Origin of the sequence: Streptomyces noursei, assembly GCF_016917755.1 — a bacterium.
Classification (GTDB): Bacteria; Actinomycetota; Actinomycetes; order Streptomycetales; family Streptomycetaceae; genus Streptomyces; species Streptomyces yunnanensis.
Window position 1 is genome coordinate 2,716,455 of the sequence record NZ_CP070326.1, and the last position, 18,273, is coordinate 2,734,727.

15 protein-coding genes and 2 pseudogenes are annotated in these 18,273 nt (G+C 73.8%); 6 read left to right on the plus strand and 11 right to left on the minus strand.

Translation table 11 applies throughout. The annotated features are described in order from the left end of the window. Positions 1 to 52: 52 nt before the first annotated feature. A complete protein-coding gene (locus JNO44_RS12030; RefSeq protein ID WP_205363777.1) occupies positions 53 to 1,447 on the minus strand; it encodes an aldehyde dehydrogenase family protein in 1,395 nt (464 codons plus the stop codon). A 157-nt stretch (positions 1,448 to 1,604) separates the two neighbouring features. Then, positions 1,605 to 2,276 carry a TetR/AcrR family transcriptional regulator gene (locus tag JNO44_RS12035; protein ID WP_205369696.1) on the minus strand — a complete coding sequence of 224 codons (672 nt, stop codon included), beginning with the start codon at positions 2,274 to 2,276 and terminating at the stop codon, positions 1,605 to 1,607. Between the two features lie 310 nt (positions 2,277 to 2,586). Between JNO44_RS12035 and hmgA the strand changes: the two genes are divergently transcribed. Both hmgA and JNO44_RS12045 read left to right on the plus strand, forming a co-directional pair. After that, positions 2,587 to 3,933, plus strand: coding sequence for a homogentisate 1,2-dioxygenase (gene hmgA / locus JNO44_RS12040; RefSeq protein ID WP_205363779.1), 1,347 nt, complete (start codon positions 2,587 to 2,589; stop codon positions 3,931 to 3,933). A 34-nt stretch (positions 3,934 to 3,967) separates the two neighbouring features. Next, positions 3,968 to 4,717 carry a GntR family transcriptional regulator gene (locus JNO44_RS12045; protein ID WP_205363781.1) on the plus strand — a complete coding sequence of 250 codons (750 nt, stop codon included), beginning with the start codon at positions 3,968 to 3,970 and terminating at the stop codon, positions 4,715 to 4,717. Positions 4,718 to 4,760: 43 nt separating this feature from the next. Here JNO44_RS12045 and JNO44_RS12050 read toward each other — a convergent pair whose 3' ends face one another. Further along, entirely contained in the window at positions 4,761 to 6,152 is a 1,392-nt protein-coding gene (locus JNO44_RS12050; protein ID WP_205363782.1) for an MFS transporter, read from the minus strand. Positions 6,153 to 6,349: 197 nt separating this feature from the next. Here JNO44_RS12050 and JNO44_RS12055 point away from each other — a divergent pair, with 197 nt between their 5' ends. Further along, positions 6,350 to 7,639: a type ISP restriction/modification enzyme gene (locus JNO44_RS12055; RefSeq protein WP_205363784.1), complete on the plus strand. Its 1,290-nt coding sequence runs from the start codon at positions 6,350 to 6,352 to the stop codon at positions 7,637 to 7,639. A 157-nt stretch (positions 7,640 to 7,796) separates the two neighbouring features. Here JNO44_RS12055 and JNO44_RS12060 read toward each other — a convergent pair whose 3' ends face one another. Continuing rightward, positions 7,797 to 8,060 (minus strand): hypothetical protein, encoded by a 264-nt coding sequence (locus JNO44_RS12060; protein ID WP_205363786.1) that lies wholly within the window; start codon positions 8,058 to 8,060, stop codon positions 7,797 to 7,799. 240 nt (positions 8,061 to 8,300) lie between these two features. Next, positions 8,301 to 9,107: an SGNH/GDSL hydrolase family protein gene (locus JNO44_RS12065; RefSeq protein ID WP_205363788.1), complete on the minus strand. Its 807-nt coding sequence runs from the start codon at positions 9,105 to 9,107 to the stop codon at positions 8,301 to 8,303. A 313-nt stretch (positions 9,108 to 9,420) separates the two neighbouring features. Between JNO44_RS12065 and JNO44_RS12070 the strand changes: the two genes are divergently transcribed. Further along, positions 9,421 to 10,659, plus strand: a complete 1,239-nt coding sequence (locus JNO44_RS12070) for a S8 family peptidase (protein WP_205363790.1) — start codon at positions 9,421 to 9,423, stop codon at positions 10,657 to 10,659. Between the two features lie 169 nt (positions 10,660 to 10,828). On the opposite strand, the pseudogene JNO44_RS12075 reads toward JNO44_RS12070, so the two are convergent. Continuing rightward, a pseudogene (locus tag JNO44_RS12075) lies at positions 10,829 to 11,170 on the minus strand (YoaK family protein); the annotation flags it as partial. A gap of 410 nt (positions 11,171 to 11,580) precedes the next feature. On the opposite strand from JNO44_RS12075, the gene JNO44_RS12080 reads away from it, so the two are divergent. Beyond that, positions 11,581 to 12,693 (plus strand): DUF5925 domain-containing protein, encoded by a 1,113-nt coding sequence (locus tag JNO44_RS12080; RefSeq protein ID WP_205363792.1) that lies wholly within the window; start codon positions 11,581 to 11,583, stop codon positions 12,691 to 12,693. A gap of 30 nt (positions 12,694 to 12,723) precedes the next feature. Here the strand turns inward: JNO44_RS12080 and JNO44_RS12085 are convergent. The 4 genes and pseudogenes from JNO44_RS12085 to asnB all read right to left on the minus strand — a co-directional run. Next, positions 12,724 to 12,960, minus strand: a pseudogene (locus JNO44_RS12085) (pirin-like C-terminal cupin domain-containing protein); the annotation flags it as partial. 91 nt (positions 12,961 to 13,051) lie between these two features. Continuing rightward, a complete protein-coding gene (gene ddaH / locus JNO44_RS12090; RefSeq protein ID WP_205363793.1) occupies positions 13,052 to 13,828 on the minus strand; it encodes a dimethylargininase in 777 nt (258 codons plus the stop codon). 79 nt (positions 13,829 to 13,907) lie between these two features. Beyond that, entirely contained in the window at positions 13,908 to 14,297 is a 390-nt protein-coding gene (locus JNO44_RS12095; protein WP_039637723.1) for a GntR family transcriptional regulator, read from the minus strand. A gap of 141 nt (positions 14,298 to 14,438) precedes the next feature. Continuing rightward, entirely contained in the window at positions 14,439 to 16,289 is a 1,851-nt protein-coding gene (gene asnB / locus JNO44_RS12100) for an asparagine synthase (glutamine-hydrolyzing) (protein ID WP_205363797.1), read from the minus strand. Positions 16,290 to 16,543: 254 nt separating this feature from the next. On the opposite strand from asnB, the gene JNO44_RS12105 reads away from it, so the two are divergent. Next, a complete protein-coding gene (locus JNO44_RS12105) occupies positions 16,544 to 17,473 on the plus strand; it encodes a GNAT family N-acetyltransferase (protein WP_205363800.1) in 930 nt (309 codons plus the stop codon). A gap of 6 nt (positions 17,474 to 17,479) precedes the next feature. Here the strand turns inward: JNO44_RS12105 and JNO44_RS12110 are convergent, their stop codons facing one another. Beyond that, on the minus strand, positions 17,480 to 18,133 hold the full coding sequence (locus JNO44_RS12110; protein ID WP_205363802.1) for a class I SAM-dependent methyltransferase: 654 nt from the start codon (positions 18,131 to 18,133) through the stop codon (positions 17,480 to 17,482). Between the last annotated feature and the right edge of the window lie 140 nt (positions 18,134 to 18,273).

The window sequence follows — 18,273 nt, forward strand, 5'->3', positions numbered from 1 at the left end:
GGCGGGTGGGACGGGCCGGCGGGGCGTGCCGGCCCGGTGCGGGAACGGGCTGTCAGAACTGGAGGGACTTGGTCTGGAGGTACTCGGTCAGGCCGTGCGGCCCCAGCTCCCGGCCGATCCCGGACTGCTTGTACCCGCCGAACGGGGCGAGCGGGTTGAACCGGCCGCCGTTGATGTCGACCTGGCCGGTCTCCAGCCGGCGGGCGAAGGCGACCGCCCGGGCGTCGTCGCCGGCCCAGACCGCGCCGGCCAGGCCGTAGACGGTGCCGTTGGCGATCCGCACCGCGTCGTCCTCGTCCTCGTAGCGCAGCACGGTGAGGACCGGGCCGAAGATCTCCTCCTGGGCGATGGTCATCTCCGGGGTGACGTCGGCGAAGACGGTGGGGCGGACGTAGAAGCCGGGCCCCTCGGGCGTCCGCGGTCCGCCCACGACGGGCCGGGCGCCCTCGGCGACGCCGCGTTCGAGGTAGCCGACCACCCGGTCCCGCTGGCGGGCGCTGACCAGCGGGCCGAGCCGCTCGCCGGGGACGTATTTGGCGGTCGCGGCGGCGGCCAGCGCGACCGCCTCGTCGTACTGGTCCTTGTGCACCAGCATCCTGGTCCAGGCGCTGCACGTCTGGCCGGAGTTGGCCATGACGTTGGCGACGCCGACCGCCACCGCCTTGCCGAGGTCCGCGTCGGGCAGGATGACGTTGGCGGACTTGCCGCCCAGTTCCAGGGCCACCCGCTTGACCGCGCCGCCGGCGAGCGCGCCGATGGTCCGGCCCACCGCGGTCGAGCCGGTGAAGGAGACCATGTCGATACCGTCGTGCTCGGCCAGCGCCCGGCCGGCGACCGGTCCCCGTCCGGTGACGAGGTTGACGACGCCGGCGGGTATCCCGACCGCCTCGACGCACTCGGCGAACAGCTGGGCCACCAGCGGGGTGTCCTCGGCGGGCTTGAGGACGACCGTGCAACCGGCCGCCAGCGCCGGGGCCACCTTGGCGACGATCTGGTGCAGCGGGTAGTTCCACGGGGTGATCGCGCCCACCACGCCGACCGGCTCGTGCAGCACGGTGGAGTTGCCGAGCGTCTCCTCGAAGGCGTACTCGCGGGCGATCTCGGCGTACGAGCCGCAGACCGCGACCGGCGCCCCGGCGTGCACGGTCCGGCTGAAGGCGAGCGGCGCACCGAGTTCCGCGGTGACGGTCTGCGCGATCTCCTCGGCGCGGGCGGCGAGTTGGTCGCGCAGCGCGGCCAGCCGCTCGGCGCGGGCGGCGGGCGGGGTGGCGGCCCAGCCGGGCAGGGCGGCGCGGGCGGCCCGCACCGCGGCGTCCACGTCCTCCGCGGAGCCGGCCGGGACGGTGGCGATGACCTGCTCGTCGGCCGGGTTGACGACCTCGATCGTGCCGCTGCCCGCGGCGGGCCGCCAGCGTCCGTCGATGTACATCGCCTCGTGGTGCTTCACGTTGCGTTCCTCCCGGGCCGGCTGGTGATGATCGGCACCCTAGGGGCACCCTCGGGTGCTTCCTAGGGGGACACCCTCCAAACTAGCGCCGGTAGTTTCGTGTCCGCCAGCGGCACCCCCGCCCGCCCGGGCCCTCCGCGGCGCGGACGCACCGCCCTCACCCGGCCCCGCCGCCGGCGCCGGCCGCCCCTGCCGCGCCCTTGCCCGGGCCGCCGTCCGGCCCGTCCAGATAGCGCGCCAGATAGGCCCGCAGCAGCTCCTTGGCCTCCGTGACGATCGCCGGATCGCCCGCCGGGTCGATGCGGAAGGCGAGCTGGAGCAGCGCGTCGGCGGTCTCCACGCCGACCAGGAAGACGGTGCGCAGCCGGGCGTCGGCGGGATCCAGGCCGAGCCGCCCGGCGAGCAGCCGCAGCAGCCGGTCGGCGACCTCGTAGTTGGCCTGCCGGGACTCGCGCGGAGCGGGGACGGTGAACTCCACCAGGGCGAAACCCGACACCGTCCGCTTCATGGCCAGGTACTCGTCGATCACCACGTCCATCGCGGCGCGCCAGCCCGGCGGCTGCTGCGGAGCGGTCAGCCGGGCGCTGATCCGGTCCGCGTAGGCGTCGAGGTTGCGCCGGGCGAGCGCCTCGGCCATGGCGCGCTTGTTGGGGAAGAAGCGGTAGACGGAGCCGATCGGGACCCCGGCGCGGCCGGCCACCGCGCGGGTGCTCAGGTCCTCGTAGCCGGTCTCGTCCAGCAGCTCGGCGCAGGCGTCGAGGATCCGGGCCAGGCGCTGGGCGCTGCGCCGCTGGACGGGCGCACGGCGGAGCAGGGGCGGTGCGGGCAGGTCGGGCAGGGCGGCGGGAGCGGGCTGCGGAGCGGGGGTGGACGGCGGGACGGGCGGGGGCGTCGAAGGCTGCACGTGGTCATCTTGCCCGCCACGCGCACCGGGGAGGGGCGAGCGGGGCGATCCGGCCACCGCGGCCGGGATCACCCCCCGCGTACCCGACCTCGCCCGACCAGGGAGGGAGCGCCGCCGTTGACGGACCCCCGCCCCAATCCTAAGGTCTTACATAGGATTCCCCGAGGTCCTCCTCGGACCCCGTGGTGCCTGGGATTCCGTGAACGTCTTGATCCGTGAGCGGCGGGAGCGTGCGATGACAGGTACGGACAACGAGCGGGCCAGGAAGGCGGCCGAGGGCCTCGCCTACTCCTCCGGGTTCGGCAACGAGCACAGCTCGGAGGCGGTCCCCGGCGCCCTGCCGGTGGGCCGCAACTCCCCCCAGCGGGCCCCCCTCGGGCTGTACGCCGAGCAGCTCAGCGGTTCCGCGTTCACCGAACCCCGGAGCCACAACCGCCGGTCCTGGCTCTACCGCATCCGGCCGTCGGCCGCGCACCCGCCGTTCATCCGCGCCAACCGCGGCGAGATCCGCTCCGCGCCGTTCACCGAGTGCCTGCCCGACCCCAACCGGCTGCGCTGGGACCCGCTCCCCGCGCCCGCCGACCCCACGGACTTCATCGACGGCCTGTGGACGCTGGGCGGCAACGGCGACGCCACCCAGCGCACCGGCATGGCGGTGCACCTCTACCACGTCAACGCCTCCATGGAACGCCGGGTGTTCGGCAACGCGGACGGCGAGCTGCTGATCGTGCCGGAGCGCGGCGGGCTGCTGCTGCGCACCGAGTTCGGCCTGCTGCGGGTCGAACCGGGCCATGTGGCACTGATCCCGCGCGGCGTCCGCTTCCGGGTCGAGCTGCTGGACGCCGCGCCCGACGGAACGGGCCCGACGGCTCGCGGCTATGTCTGCGAGAACTACGGCCGCCCCTTCGAACTCCCCCACCTCGGCCCGATCGGCGCCAACGGCCTGGCCAACGCACGGGACTTCCTCGCCCCGACCGCCGCCTACGAGGACGTCGAGGGACCGGTCGAGGTGGTCAACAAGTTCTGCGGCCACCTGTGGACCGCGACCTACGACCACTCGCCGCTGGACGTGGTCGCCTGGCACGGCAACCACGTGCCCTACGTCTACGACCTGCGCCGCTTCAACGTCATCGGCTCGATCAGCTACGACCACCCGGACCCGTCGATCTTCACCGTGCTGACCTCGCCCTCGGACACCCCGGGGCTGGCCGGGGTGGACTTCGTGGTGTTCGCCCCGCGCTGGCTGGTCGGCGAGGACACCTTCCGCCCGCCGTACTTCCACCGCAATGTGATGACCGAGTACATGGGCCTCATCGAGGGCGCCTACGACGCGAAGGCGGCCGGCTTCGTGCCGGGCGGCGGCTCGCTGCACAACATGATGTCCGCGCACGGGCCGGACCGGGAGACCTTCGAGCGGGCCAGCGCCGCCGAACTGGCCCCGCAGAAGATCGACGACGGGCTGGCCTTCATGTTCGAGACCCGCTGGCCGCTGACCCTCACCGAGCAGGCCCGGGACGCCGGACACCGTCAGCGCGGCTACGACGACGTATGGCAGGGTCTCCAGCGCCACTTCCGCCCGTAGCACCGGGACCAGCACCGCAGACCGGGGAACGCCCTTGACCACCTTCGCTCCCGACTCGCTCGCCCTGAACCGCAAGCTGCCGCTGTGGTACCAGGTCTCGCAGTCCCTGCGCGCCTCCATACTGGGCCGCTCCCCGGAGGCACCGCTCCGGCTGCCCACCGAGGACGCGCTCGCCGCGCACTACGGCGTCAGCGTGCTGACGATGCGCCAGGCGCTCAAGGAGCTGGAGGAGGAGGGGCTGATCAGCCGGCACCGGCGCCGGGGCACCTTCATCGAGCCGCATGCGCGGCGCGGTGCGCCGGTGCGGCTGCTCGGGTCCGTGGACGCGATCGTGGCCCAGCAGTCCGGGATGCGGACCGTGCTGCTGGAGCACGGACCGGTCGCGGTCCCCGCCGAACTGGCCGAATACTTTCCGGACCTGTCGGAGGTGGCCGGTTTTCGGCGACTGCGCAGCGACGAGGCGACGGACGAGCCCACCAACCACGCGCGCAACTACGTACGCCCCGACGTGGCCGCCCGGATCGACCTGGCGGACCTGGAGCGGTGGCCGATGACGAAGGTGCTGCGGGACGCGGTGGGCATCCGGATCGGGCGGATCACCGACACCGTCGAGGCCCGGCTGGCCGACCCCGAGACCGCCCGTCTGCTGCACGTGCCGCTGCTCAGCCCGATCCTGCACTACACCGGGATCACCTACGACGAGTCCGGGCGGGTGCTGGACGTCGCCCTGATCCACTACCGCGGCGACCGGTTCTCGTTCACGGTGACGCTGGACGCGCACTGACCCGCGGGCCGCGCCCGGGGCCGCCCCCGGCGGCGCCGCCCCTTCAGATCCGCTCCAGGCTCCGCCCGGTGCTGCGCGGCCCGAGCAGCGCCACGTCCAGGCACAGCAGCGCCAGCAGCACCGCGGAGCCGACGAAGACCGCGGGCGCGCCGAAGTCGGCGAGCACGCCCAGCGCGACGAACGGCAGCACGACCGAGGTGAGCCGGGACAGCGAGTAGGCGATGCCGATCGCGCTGCCGCGCAGCCCGGTCGGGAAGATCTCGGTCTGGTAGACGTGGAAGGCGTTGGAGAAGACGTTGCTGCACACCGTCAGCAGGAAGCCGAAGACGACGATCGCCCAGGTGGCGGTGGCGAAGCCGAAGGCCAGACCGCAGCCGGCCATGCCGAGCGCGGCGGCGACGATCAGCGTCCGGCGCTCGATCCGGTCGATCAGCGGGACGGACAGCGCGGAGCCGATCGGATAGCCGCAGTAGCTCAGCGCCGCGTACATCAGCGAGTCGGTGACGGTGTGCCCCTTGGCGGTGAGCACCACCGGCGCCAGCGAGCCGAAGCCGTAGTAGCCGACGGTCTGGAACACCTGGAAGATCCACCACATGAGCGTCCGGCGCCGGTACTCGCCGCGGAACATCTCCCCCAGCGGCACCTTCCGTTCCGGGACCTCCGCGACGTCCGGGACGGAGGGCAGGCTGTTGCCCGTCTCCGCCGCCACCCGCCGCTCGATGTCGGTGACGATCCGGTCGGCCTCCTCCTGACGGCCCTGGACGGTCAACCAGCGCGGTGACTCAGGTAGCTGACGTCGCATCAGTTGCAGGAAGGCGGCGCCCAGCGCGCCGGCGATCAGCAGCCAGCGCCAGCCGTCCACCCCCAGCACCGTGTGCCCGGCCACCAGGCGGGCACCCAGCAGCGCCGCCACCGGGACGCCGACGAAGCCGAGGGTGTAGGCGTAGGCGAGGTACCGACCGCGGACCGCCCGCGGCAGGAATTCCGCCAAATAGGTATCGACCAGGACGAGTTCGGCGCCGAGCCCGAGTCCGGACAGACAGCGCAGGACGAGCAGCCAGCCCAGATCCGGCGCGCACGCCGCGGCCAGCGAGAAGAGCGCGTAACCGCCCAGGTTGACCAGGAACATCCGGCGCCGGCCGAGCCGGTCGGCGAGCACCGACAGCACATTGGCGCCGACGAACATCCCCAGGAAACCGGCGGCGATCACCCAGGACTTCGCGGTGTGCCCCAGGCCCCACCGGTCGGCCAGTACCGCGGCGAGCACCCCGCCGAGGAAGATCTCGTAGAGGTCGAAGAAGGCTCCGATACCGACGACGAGGGTGATCCGGCGGTGCCAGCGGGACGGCGGCAGCCGGTCCAGCCGTGCGGCGGCCCGGGCCTCGATGGAGGTCCCCCGGCGCCGTCCAGGCGCGGAGGAGGCGATGTCCGTCATGGCGGCCCTCCCTCGGCAGGTGTTCCGGTCAGGACCGTACTCCGCCAAGATCAGCACGCGGAAGACCGCCTCGGGGCGCTTCTGGCGACCGGGCACCCCCGGCGCCGATGCCCCTCCGGGCGACGGCCGGCGGGCGGGAGTGCGCCGCCAGGGCCTACCATGCCGGGGTCGACCAACGGTTGCGGGAGGGGCTCCGCGTGACGGCGAAGCAGGGCGCGCCAGGACGTGACGCGCCACGGCTGTCCGATCTGATGCCGTGGTCCGTGGCGCCGCTACGGCTCGGCCGCTCCTGGGTGATGGGCCCCGATCCGGCCACCCTGCGCGCCCGCTGGCAGGCCCTGGCGAACGCCGCGGACCCGGCGGCGCGGGAGCGGCTGTTCCGCCCCTCCCGGGCCCGCACCCTGCACTCCGCGGTCGGTCAGCTCCCCGGTCGGGCCGCCCCGACCGCGCGGCTGTCCCGGGTGGTCGGCCCGTGCCCGGAGCCGGTGCGGGTGCTGCACGGGCCGTTCGACCGGCAGTGGCTGCTGCCCGACCACCGGCTGATCGACGCGGCCCGCCCGGAGTTGTGGCGGGTCGCCGACGAACACCAGCTGTTCCTGGTGGAGTTGGGCCAGGTCCCGCAGACCCCGGGCCCGGCGGTGGTGCCCTCCGCGCTGCTCCCGGACGGACGCTCCCCGGCCGGCCGGCCCGGCCGGATCCACCCGCTCCACCGCCGGCCCGGCGGCGCCGAGCCCAACCTCGCCCCCGGGCTGACGGACCTCCTCGCCCGCCGCCTGGACCGTCCGGTCCGCCCGGCCGAGCTGCTCGCCTGGATCGTCGCCACCGCGGAGCACTCCCCCGCCGGCACCGCGGTGCCGCTCACCGCCGACCCGGCGCTCTGGGACCGCGGGACGGCGCTCGGCTGCCGGCTGCTGTGGCTGTGCACCTGGGGCGCCCACCAGGGCGACGGCCCGAACGGGCCCGGCGGGCGGCCACGCCTGCCGGGCGGTCGGCGCCCCTACGTGCGTGCCGCGCTGCCCGCCCACGGGCTGCCCGGGACCCTCGCCTACGACCCCGACGACCAGGCACTGCTGCTCGGCAGCGGCCGGATCTCGCCGGTGCCGGCGGGCGCCTGGGAGTTCCACGCCGGGGGCGTACGGGTGCTGGAGGAGTGGTTCGCGCAGCGCTGCGGGACCGGTGCGGCCGGTGCGAACGGCGCGGCCGGCGGCGAGTCCGCCGAGGCCGGTTCGCTGGCGGCGCTGCGGCCCGCGGCCTGGCCCCAGGAGTGGACCTCGGAACTGCTGGAGCTGGTCACCGTCCTGGCGCTGCTGGCCGAACTCGCGCCGCAGGTGGCGCAGTTGGCGCGGGCGGTGGCGGCCGGTCCACGGATCGGGGCGGCGGAGCTACGGTCCGCCGGGGTGCTGCCGGTGCCGGCCGCGGCGGCCCGGCCGGCCTCCGTGCTGGACCACCGGGAAGAGGGCCCGGACGGCCAGTTCGCGCTCTTGTGAGTCGCGCGCCGAGCCGGTGGGCACGGCGCGCCCGCGGGCACACAAAGGACCACCCGCCACGAGGTGACGGGTGGTGAGAAGACGGCACCGGGCGGCGGTGCTGTGCCGAGCCGGGACGGTGGGCTGCCTGAGCCGGTGGTGCCGCTTCAGGGACTGCTCAGCTGTGGCCGCCGAAGAGCGAGCGGCGAAGCCTGCGCAGCGGTGCGAACAGCGACACCCGGTGGCCGCGGCTCTTCGTGATGCGCGTGTGGTCACGCGCGGTGAGCTCCTGCATCAACGACGTGGCCCCCTCCACCTCGCGCTGCGGAATGGCGGGACCGCCGAGCACCGCGAGATGGCGGTCGAGCCGCGCGCTGGACGCGCTGCTCCCGCATGTGACGGCAGGGACCCGCGCCCTGCTGCGCATTGTTATCTGTTCCATGACTCTCCCCACCCGTACGAGGGCACCCGGCCAACGGGCAGGGTAACCCTATCTCTCTTGGAGGACACGCGTGCAGACCGGTCAACGGATTCACCTGCCATGCCTTGACGTTGACGAACACCATACGGAATGTCACGTACAGCGCGCGTGCCAGGGCGAGTTGGGAACCCGCGGGAGTTTTCCGGGGAGGCCGGAGCGCGGAGGAGGAAGCCCCCTCCTCCGCACCCTGTACACGGAAGATCACGCAGCGGAGCCGAACACCGGGAGGTAGCCGCTGGCTTGACCGGCGGCGGTGGGGTGGTAGGACTCGCCGACGGGATAGGTCACGCTGTGCAACCACGGGCTGCCGGAGCACAGCTCATGGCCGGCGAAGGTGGAGTTGACATCGGCGAAGGCGAAGCCGTGGTCGGCGGCGCGCTTGGCGATGACGCCGTTGATGGCGTCGGCGGCGTCGTTGATGGCGGCGCGGGACTTCTCGGTGAGGCCGGCCACACAGGATCCGTCGAGCTTGTAGAAGTGCGGGTACCCCAGGGCGACGACATGGGCGGACGGCGCCTTGTCGGCGATGGCCCCGTACACGGTGTCGAGCTTGCCGGGGAGGGTGTTGTCGATGTAGGTGCGGGCCTGGCCGACGCGGGCGAGGCAGGCACTCTCGCCCTGGAGGGCGCAGGTCGTCATGGTGTCGGCGAATCCGGCGTCGTTGCCGCCGATGGTGATGCTGACCAGGCTCGTGGCGGAGTTGAGCGGGCCGAGCTGACCACTGACGACATCACCCGTTCGGGCCCCTGAACATGCGGTGAAAGCGAAGGACGACGGGGAGTGCGCCGCCGCCCAGAGGGCCGGATAGGACTTGGTGCTGCGTTTACAGGCACCGCTGCCGCTGTCGTAACTGCCGGCGCCGACGCCGGAGGAGTAGGAGTCGCCGAGGGCCACATAGCCCCCGGCGGCGGGGAGTTGGGCTGCCGCCGCGGCGCCTGCGCCGGTGAGCGCGAGCGACGAAGCAACGAAGAAGGCGGATGTCAATGCCGCAAAACGGGACACTCTCATGGAACCTCCCATAGCAGGATCTCTGCGCGATCCGTGGTACCAGGAGTCCCGCGTGGCCGGAAGTGTCCATGCCAAAACTCGTACAGAGTTCATGACAAATCTGCTGTTCTGTCAGGTTACTCACTGCGGCGGCATTGCCTTTCCGTGACGCGCATATGACATCCCGTTGGGACTCTTGATACATGCGTGCGACTCATCGAATCTTTTGACGGACGGTCACGGACTTTCACGGATCGGCCGATTGCGTACGGACCCGTACGCCCACCCCGCGCGCGCACCACGGCGCGCCACCGATGAGGAGGACTCCCTCGCGATGGCAGTGATGCGTTCCACCGCCCCCCACGCCGCCCGCCGGCGTTCCACCACCCTGCGGATCGCCACGGCGGTCACCGCCGCCACGGCCGCCGCCACCCTCGGCGTCCTGGCCCTGCCCGCCCAGGCGGCGCCCGCCCAGGGCACCGTCGTCGGTGCCGGTGCCGCCGACGCGGTGCACGGCAGCTACCTCGTCACGCTCAAGCCGACCGCCGGTCTCAAGGCCGCGTCGGCGGACGGCCGCGGCGTGATATCCGCCTACGGAGGCACCGTCAAGCGCACCTATACGGCCGCGCTCAACGGCTATGCCGCCACCCTGTCCGAGGCCCAGGCGAGACGGCTGGCGGCCGACCCCGCCGTCGACCACGTCTACCAGGACCGCACCGTGCACGCCCTGGACACCCAGAACAACCCGCCGTCCTGGGGCCTGGACCGGATCGACCAGGCGAAGCTGCCGCTGGACAAGAAGTACTCCTACCCCGCCACCGCCGGCTCCGGCGCCACCGTGTACGTCATCGACACCGGGGTCCGGATCTCCCACCAGGAGTTCGGCGGCCGGGCGTCCAACGGCTACGACGCGATCGACAACGACAACGTCGCCCAGGACGGCAACGGCCACGGCACCCACGTCGCGGCGAACATCGCCGGCTCGTCGTACGGCGTCGCCAAGAAGGCGAAGATCGTCGCCGTGCGGGTGCTGGACGACTCCGGCTCCGGCACCACCGCCCAGGTGGTCGCGGGCATCGACTGGGTCACCAAGAACCACAAGGGCCCGTCGGCGGCGAACGTGTCGCTGGGCGGCGGCCCGGACGCGGCCCTGGACGCCGCCGTGCAGAACTCCATCAAGAGCGGCGTGACCTACGCCATCGCGGCCGGCAATTCGGGCGCCAACGCGCAGAACTACTCCCCCGCGCGGGTCCCCGAAGCCATCACCGTCGGCGCGACGACCTCGACCGACGCCCGCGCCTCGTACTCCAACTACGGCGCCCGGGTGGACCTCTTCGCGCCCGGCAGCAGCATCACCAGCGCCTGGAACACCAGCGACACCGCCACCAACACCATTTCCGGGACCTCGATGGCCACCCCGCACGTCGCGGGCGCCGCCGCGGTCTATCTCGCCGGGCACCCCACGGCCACTCCCGCCCAGGTCGCCACGGCCCTGGTGAACGGCGCCACCTCCGGGACCGTGACCAATCCCGGCAGCGGCTCGCCCAACAAGCTGTTGAAGATCGTCCCGTAACGGGGCGCCCCCTGCGGGCCACCCGGTAGCGGGCCCCGTCGGGGGCCCGGCGGGTGCGGACGCCGACGGCCGGCCGGTCAGCCGTCGGCGTTCCGCCCGTGGGCGAGCCCGGCCGGGCCGGACCCCAGCACGCCGCCGCCGCGCCGGCCAGCAGGGCCACCGGGAACCACGGCCGCCGACGGGTGGCCAGCGCGGACTCCAGCCGGGCCCCGGTGACCGCCCCGGCCAGGAACGCGCCGAGCAAGACCACCGTCGCGGCCACCGGCAGCCCGCCCTGCCCGGAGATGCCGAAGCCGAGGAAGAGCAGATTGCCGGTCTGGGTCGCGGTGAAGACATGACCGAGGGTCAGGAAGCTGGCGGCGTCGAGCACGCCGGTCACCACGGTCAGGCACACCATGACCACCGTCAGGGCGGCTCCGCTCGGCGGCTCCACGGGATCGGCTCCTTCCACCGGGCACCTCGGATCGGCGTCCTGCCAGTCTCCGGAGAGCCGGCGCGGCACCGGGCCCATTGCGCCGTCGGTGGGCGCCCCGCCCGGACGGCCCCTCAGCGACGGCCGGCGGCAATCCCTCCCCCTGGGGCCGTTCTCGCCCGGGACGCGTCCCGGTGCCCGCCCCCCGCCCCGCACATCACCAGCAGCAGCGCCAGCGCGGCCACCCCGACCACCACCGCCACCCCGAAGGCCGTCCCCCGGCGCCCCCGCAGGCGCCCGCCGCCCGCTCGCTCCGGCCCGTCCGGCCGCCCCTGACGTTCCCCACCTCGACGTCGCACGGCGGACCACCCTAGGGCGGGTCCGACGGGCGCGCACAGGGCGCGTTTCGGCGCGCGCACCGCCCGCGGACAACCGATCCGGCGCCGGGCGGGCGGCGGGGCTCGGATAATGCTTGTACGCGGGCGGCCGGTCTGGCGGATCATGCCGGTATGTGTGCCGATCGGGTCCCGTCCTCCCGCGCCGAGGAATCCCTTCCGCTCCGGCTGACGATGGACGACAGCGACTCCCCGTCCGATGTCGTCGACGCGCTCTTCCTGGGCCGGTTCGCCAACGGCGAGCAGCCGTACGCCCGGAGCCGCACGGTGGACCGGGTGAAGTCCGGGCGGACGCTGCTGCCGCCCGGGGTCCGGATCCTGCGCTCGGCCCGGGACGACGACCGCGGCGCCACCCTCGCCGAGGGCGACGGCTTCACGCTGCTGGTCTCCCGCTGGAACCGCGGCGCCGACGTGACGGTCACCGCGGTCACCGACGCACTCGCCGAGAAGGTGCTCGGGCAGGCCACGGAGGGCGCCGAGGACGCCCCCGACCCCCAGCCGGAGAACGTCCCGATGGGCTTTTGGTACTACTCCCCGCGCCGCGGCCCGCACCGCACCACCCGGCAGATCGGCGCCGGGACGTGGGAGGAGATCCGCGCCAACTACACCGCTCCGGTGGCCGCGGAGCTGGACCGGCTGATGGCGGTCTCCCCCGAGGAGATCGCCGGTCGGCTGCTGTTGCTGCACGGCCCGCCCGGCACGGGCAAGACCTCCGCGCTGCGCACCCTCGCCCGGTCCTGGCGGGAGTGGTGCCAGGTGGACTGCGTACTGGACCCGGAGCGGCTGTTCGGCGACATCGGCTATCTGATGGACATCGCCATCGGGGAGGACGACGCCACCGGCCGCACCCGCTGGCGGCTGCTCCTGCTGGAGGACTGCGACGAACTGATCCGCGGCGAGGCCAAGCACGCCGCGGGCCAGGCGCTCTCCCGCCTGCTCAACCTCACCGACGGCCTCCTGGGCCAGGGCCGCAACGTCCTGGTCGGCGTCACCACCAACGAGGACCTGGAGCGGATGCACCCCGCGGTGGTCCGCCCCGGCCGCTGCCTGGCCCGGATCGAGGTCGGCCCGCTGACCCGCCCGGAGGCCGTCGCCTGGCTCGGCACCGAGGAGGGCGTCGGCCGCGACGGCGCCACCCTGGCCGAGCTCTACGCCCTCCGCCGCGGCACCCGGCCCGCCGGGTTGCCGACCCAGCCCCGGGGCACGGCATCGGGGCTGTATCTGTAACGCCGTTACAGAGGGCGGGCGCGGCGCCGGTCAGCGGGCCCGGCCGCGCGGTTTGAGCGGCACGGGCGGGAGTTCCGGGGCGAGCAGCCGGTCGCCGGCGTAGCCGTGGACGGCGCCGAAGCGTTCGCCGCCGGCGTTCCACGCCGCGCGGGCGTCGGCGATCTCGTCGCCGGTGCGCCCCACGAAGTTCCACCACATGACGATCTCCTCCTCGAACGGCTCGCCGCCGAGGAGGAGCAGACTGCCGGGCTCGGTGGCGCGCAGCGGGTGGGGGCGGGGCGGAGGTCGAGGTTGCTCATGGGCAAGGATGCCCGCTGCCGGGCCACGCGGATGAGGTTCCGTCAGCTCCGTGCGCCGCTCACTCCGTCAGTGCGCGCAGGCGCACCGACAGGCAGGTGACACAGCCCTCCCGCTTCTCGAACTCGCTGATGTCGACGGGCACCGGGCGGAAACCGAGGCGGGTGAACAACTGGGTGGTCCGGGGTGCGGAGGCGGCCATCAGCAGCGCGTCGCCGCCCAGGAGGACGACGTGCGCCCCGCTCTCCTCCAGGACCGGGCGGAAGTGCGGGAAGACCGACGAGTCCTCGACCAGCGGCGGGTAGCCGACGACGGTGCCGTCGGGGAGGGCGGTGACCGCGGACTTCAGGTGCAGCACCCGGCTGACCGGTACGGCGATCACCCGGGCACCCAACGGCTCGAAGGCGGCGCGGAGTTGCCGGACCCCGTCGAGGTTGGTGCGGCAGCCGCGGCCCACGTACAGGGTGTCGCCGACCTTCAGGACGTCGCCGCCGTCGAGCGTGCCGGGGGCGCGGACCGCGTTGAGGGAGCAGCCGAGCGCCTCGGCGGCCTCGCGGGCGGCCGGCAGCTCGGGTCTGCGGGAGTCGGCGCCGGAGCGGGCGAGCAGGGCGACGTTGCGGAAGACGACCATGGTGTCCTCGACGAAGACCGCGTCCGGGCAGTCGTCGGCGGGCGCCACCTCGGTGGTCCGCCAGCCGTGGTCGTGCAGCACCTGGACGTACGCCTCCCACTGGCGCAGCGCCAGCGCGACGTCGACCGGCCGCCGGTCCATATGGGTGACCAGGCCCTCGGCGAGGCGGGGACCGGGGCGTCGGACGAGGGCGTGCCGACTGGGCATGGGCTCCTCCGGGGCGGGTGCGGGTCGGGTCGGCGGGTCGATCGGGGCGGCCAGCCGGGTTCTTCGGGTGCCGGTGCGGTCAGTCCCCGCTGTCGTAGCTGGCGCGCAGGGCGTCGGTGACGGCGGCGAGCGCGGCGGCGCGGTCCAGGCCCAGGCGTTGGGCGCGGTGGGCGTAGACCGCGGCGGCCGCGGCGGCCTCCTTGGCGGCGGCGTCACCGGCCGCGGCGACGAAGCTGCCGTTGCGGCCGCGGGTCTCGATCACGCCGTCGGTCTCCAGGGCGCGGTACGCCTTGGCGACGGTGTTGGCGGCCAGGCCCAGTTCCTCGGCGAGGCCGCGGACGGTGGGCAGCTTGTGGCCGACCGGCAGGGTGCCGGTCCGGGCCTGGTCGGCGATCTGGGTGCGGACCTGCTCGAACGGGGCCTCGGCCGCCGCCGGGTCGATGGTGATCGTCAGCGTCTGCGGGGACACGGTGGCGCTCCTGGTGCTGGTGGTGGCGCGGTCGGCGGGCGCGCGGGGTGCGCGGATCCGCCGGCACGGGTGCGCGGTTTTGTCGCATCCATTGTGCGCCAGGAGCGGCCACCGTGCCCGGGGACAGTGGAAGTCCGCGGCCTACAGCTCCAGGGTGGTGCCGGTGGTGCGCAGCCAGGCGTCCATGCCGAGGACGAGTTCGGCGCCCGGGCGGATGTCCTGGTCGGCGCCGGCGGCGGTGGCCTCGGCGAGCACCCCGGAGTCCAGCAGCGGGCGGACCGGGGCGTCGCGGTCCGCGGTCAGTTCCCTGAGTTCGTCGCGCAGCGCCTCGTTGTAGCCGGGGTCCTGGGTGCTGGGGTAGGGGCTCTTGACGCGGTCGGCGACCACGTCGGGCAGCACGTCGCGGGTGGCGGCCCGCAGCAGCGACTTCTCCCGGCCGTCGAACGTCTTCATCGCCCAGGGGGTGTTGAAGACGTAGTCGACCAGGCGGTGGTCGCAGAACGGGACCCGGACCTCCAGTCCGACGGCCATGCTGGCGCGGTCCTTGCGGTCCAGCAGGATCTGCACGAAGCGGGTCAGGTGCAGATAGCTGACCTCGCGCATCCGGCGCTGGTGGCCGATGTCGTCGTCCAGGTAGGGGACTTCGGCGAGCGCCTCGCGGTAGCGGCGGTGCTCGTAGCCGGGCAGGTCGAGCCGCTTGAGCAGGGCGCGGTCGAGCAGCGCCTCGCGGACCGCGTTGCCGCCGGCGAACCGGCCGGAGACTCCCGCGGCGACCCAGGGGAAGGTGTCGGCGTTGACCGACTCCGGGTCGTGGAACCAGCGGTAGCCGCCGAACACCTCGTCCGCGGACTCACCGGAGAGGGCGACCGTGGACTGCTCGCGGACCGCCTTGAACAGCAGGTAGAGCGAGGTGTCGCCGTCGCCGAACCCGTTGGGCAGGTCGCGGGCGGCCAGGACCGCGGCACGGTGCGCCGGGTCCATCAGGGCCGCGGTGTCCAGCACGATGTCGTGGTGGTCGGAGCGGACGTGCTCGGCCAGGGCGTGCGCGTACGGCCCGTCGGGGGTGCCGCGCAGGTCGTCGGGCTTGAAGTTCTCGGTGTAGCCGGTGAAGTCGACGGCGAACGAGCGGACCGGGCCGCTGCCCTGGGCGCCCAGCGCCTTGGCGGCGAGCGCGGTGATGGCCGAGGAGTCCAGGCCGCCGGAGAGCAGGGTGCACAAGGGGACGTCGGCGATCAGCTGGCGGGCGACGATGTCGTCGAGGAGTTCGCGGACGTGGGCGACGGTGGTGTCGAGGTCGTCGGTGTGCTCGCGGGCCTCCAGGGCCCAGTAGCGGCTGACGTGGACGCCGTTGCGGTCGATGCGCACCAGGTGGCCGGGGCGGACCTCGTGCAGCCCCTTGTAGACGCCGTGGCCGGGGGTCTTGGTGAAGGTGATCAGCTCGGCCAGGCCCTCGGCGTCGACGGCCGGGCGGACGTCGGGGTGGGCGTGCACCGCCTTGGGCTCGGAGCCGAACAGGACGCCGTCGCGGGTCGGGTAGTAGAAGAGCGGCTTGATGCCCATCCGGTCGCGGACCAGCAGGAGTTGCTCGGTGCGCGGGTCCCAGAGCGCGAAGGCGTACATGCCGTTGAGGCGCTCGACGAACGCCTCGCCCCACTGGAGGTAGGCGTGCAGCACGACCTCGGTGTCGCTGTTCGTCCGGAAGACGTGGCCCAGCTGGGTCAACTCGGCACGGAGTTCGCGGTAGTTGTAGACCTCGCCGCTGTAGGTGGTGACGACCAGGGTGCGGCCGTCCTGCTCGACGCTCATCGGCTGCCTGCCGCCGTCGATGTCGATGACGGCGAGCCGGCGGTGCCCGAACGCGGCGTGCGGGGCGAGCCATATGCCGCCGGCGTCCGGACCGCGGCAGGCCATGGTCCGGGTCATCGCCTCAAGGATGGGGCGCTGCGTGGTGAGGTCGTTGTCGTAGGAGATCCATCCGGTGATTCCGCACATGCTCGCGGCTCCTCCTTCGGGTTTCGGCGGGCCGCCGCGCTCCCGGCGGCGCCCGGCGCGATCACCGTACGCCCAGGTAGTTGCAGGGACCACCTATACATCTGGTCGACCGTCCGGAATGAGCCACACCCCCACCACCCACCGGCAGACCACCGTCAACTCCCTTGCCCCGCACGGAAGAAGCCACCCCCGTCCACCACCGGCGCCCGGAAATCGGGCGGCGGAACGGACCGCGCCGGCGTACCGTCCGCGCCATGACGCTCACCCTGCGCGACTTCCGCCCCTCCGACGCGAAGCCCGTCGCCGACCTGCGACGGGCCGCCCTGCGGTTCCTCCTCGCGACCCCGCAGGGCGTCGCCTGGCAGATCGCCGCCGCGCCCCCGGCGAAGCGGCTGCGGTCGCTGGTCGCGGTGCGCGACGGACGGGTGATCGGCCAGATCAATGCCTCGCTGCTGCACGACAGCAGCCAGCCCGGGCAGGGCATGGCCACTCCCCTCGTCCACCCCGACCACCGGGGGCACGGCGCCGGCAGCGCGCTGCTGGCGGCCGGCGAGGAACACCTGGCCGCGGTCGGCGCCAGCCACGCATACGCCTGGACGGTCGACGAACCCGGCTCACTGGCCTTCGCCGCCCGGCACGGCTACCGCCCCACCCGCCGCGCCGACTTCCTCCGGCTCGACCTGGCACGCACCGCGCTGCCGCCGCTGCCGGCCGCGCTGCCACCCGGCGTCCGGCTGTGCACCGGCGCGGACTTCGGCGCCGATCCGCGCCCCTTGTACGAGGCGGACGCCGAGGCCGGCGCCGACGAACCGGCCGACGTCGCCGCGGACGCCGTCACCTACCCGGACTGGCTCCGCACCACCTGGGAGAACCCCGACCTCGACCTGGGCCTGACCACCGTGGTCACCGTCGACGGCGAGGTCGCCGCCTACACCCTCGCCGCCACCGACGGCCTGGGCCGCTATCTGACCACGATGACCGGCTGTCGCCGCGCCTTCCGCGGCCGGGGCCTGGCGAAGCTCGCCAAGACCGACGCCCTGCACCGCGCCCGCGACGCCGGCTGCACCGAGGCATTCACCGGCAACGACACCACCAACGCCCCGATGCTCGCCGTCAACCGCGGCTTCGGCTACCGGGGGTGCGGCGGGGAGGTGCGGCATGTGCGGGAGTTGGGGCCGAAGTGACGTCGATCACGCCCCGTGTCGGGGAGCGGCATGGGCGACCACCGCATACCGCTCGTCGGAGACCTCCCGGCCCCACAGCGTCGGATCGTCGGAGAGGGGTATCAGCTCCGTGCGGGACGCCAACGGTGCGGTCAGGGCGGTGAGTTCGGCGGCGGCCAGGCCCATCGGGGCGGACTCGCCCCAGCGGCCCTCCACCAGCACCAGTCGGCCGCCGGGGGCGAGCAGTGCCGCCCAGTGGCGCAGGGCCGCCGACGGGTCCGGCAGCGCCCACAGCACGTGGCGCACCAGGACGGCGTCGAACCGGCGCTCCCCCACGGGCGGTTGGGCGGCGTCGCCGACGACGAAGGTGGCGGGCCGCCCGGCGAGCTTCGTCCGGGCGCGGGCGAGCATGGCCGGTGAGCGGTCGACGCCGGTGACCCGGTGGCCCTGCTCGGTGGCGAGCAGGGCCAGGCTGCCGGTGCCGCAGCCCAGGTCGAGGACGTCGCCGGGGGCGGCCGGCAGCCAGGCGCGCAGCCGGGCGGCCCAGGCGGCGCGGACGGCCGGGTCGCCGAGGCCGTGGTCGGGCTCGTCGTCGTAGGTCGCGGCGGCGGCCTGCCAGTAGGCGGCGGACGGGTCGGGCAGGGGCGGTGTCACCCGGTCGACCGGGGTGTCGATGCTCATGTCCGCCAGGGTGCCAGCTGCCACTGACAACCGCCGGTGACCTGCGGGAGCGGGCCGCCGGCGGGGCCGCCGGGCAAGCGCCCCGACAGGTTCCGGGAGTACCGTTGAAGGCGCTGGTGGTACGCGGTGGCGGGCCGGTG

Coding starts and splice junctions, on each gene's coding strand:
- JNO44_RS12070 (WP_205363790.1), top strand. CDS start 9,421: ATGGCAGTGATGCGTTCCACCGCCCCCCACGCCGCCCGCCGGCGTTCC.
- hmgA (WP_205363779.1), top strand. CDS start 2,587: ATGACAGGTACGGACAACGAGCGGGCCAGGAAGGCGGCCGAGGGCCTC.
- JNO44_RS12105 (WP_205363800.1), top strand. CDS start 16,544: ATGACGCTCACCCTGCGCGACTTCCGCCCCTCCGACGCGAAGCCCGTC.
- asnB (WP_205363797.1), bottom strand. CDS start 16,289: ATGTGCGGAATCACCGGATGGATCTCCTACGACAACGACCTCACCACG.
- JNO44_RS12050 (WP_205363782.1), bottom strand. CDS start 6,152: ATGACGGACATCGCCTCCTCCGCGCCTGGACGGCGCCGGGGGACCTCC.
- JNO44_RS12080 (WP_205363792.1), top strand. CDS start 11,581: ATGTGTGCCGATCGGGTCCCGTCCTCCCGCGCCGAGGAATCCCTTCCG.
- JNO44_RS12060 (WP_205363786.1), bottom strand. CDS start 8,060: ATGGAACAGATAACAATGCGCAGCAGGGCGCGGGTCCCTGCCGTCACA.
- JNO44_RS12110 (WP_205363802.1), bottom strand. CDS start 18,133: ATGAGCATCGACACCCCGGTCGACCGGGTGACACCGCCCCTGCCCGAC.
- ddaH (WP_205363793.1), bottom strand. CDS start 13,828: ATGCCCAGTCGGCACGCCCTCGTCCGACGCCCCGGTCCCCGCCTCGCC.
- JNO44_RS12065 (WP_205363788.1), bottom strand. CDS start 9,107: ATGAGAGTGTCCCGTTTTGCGGCATTGACATCCGCCTTCTTCGTTGCT.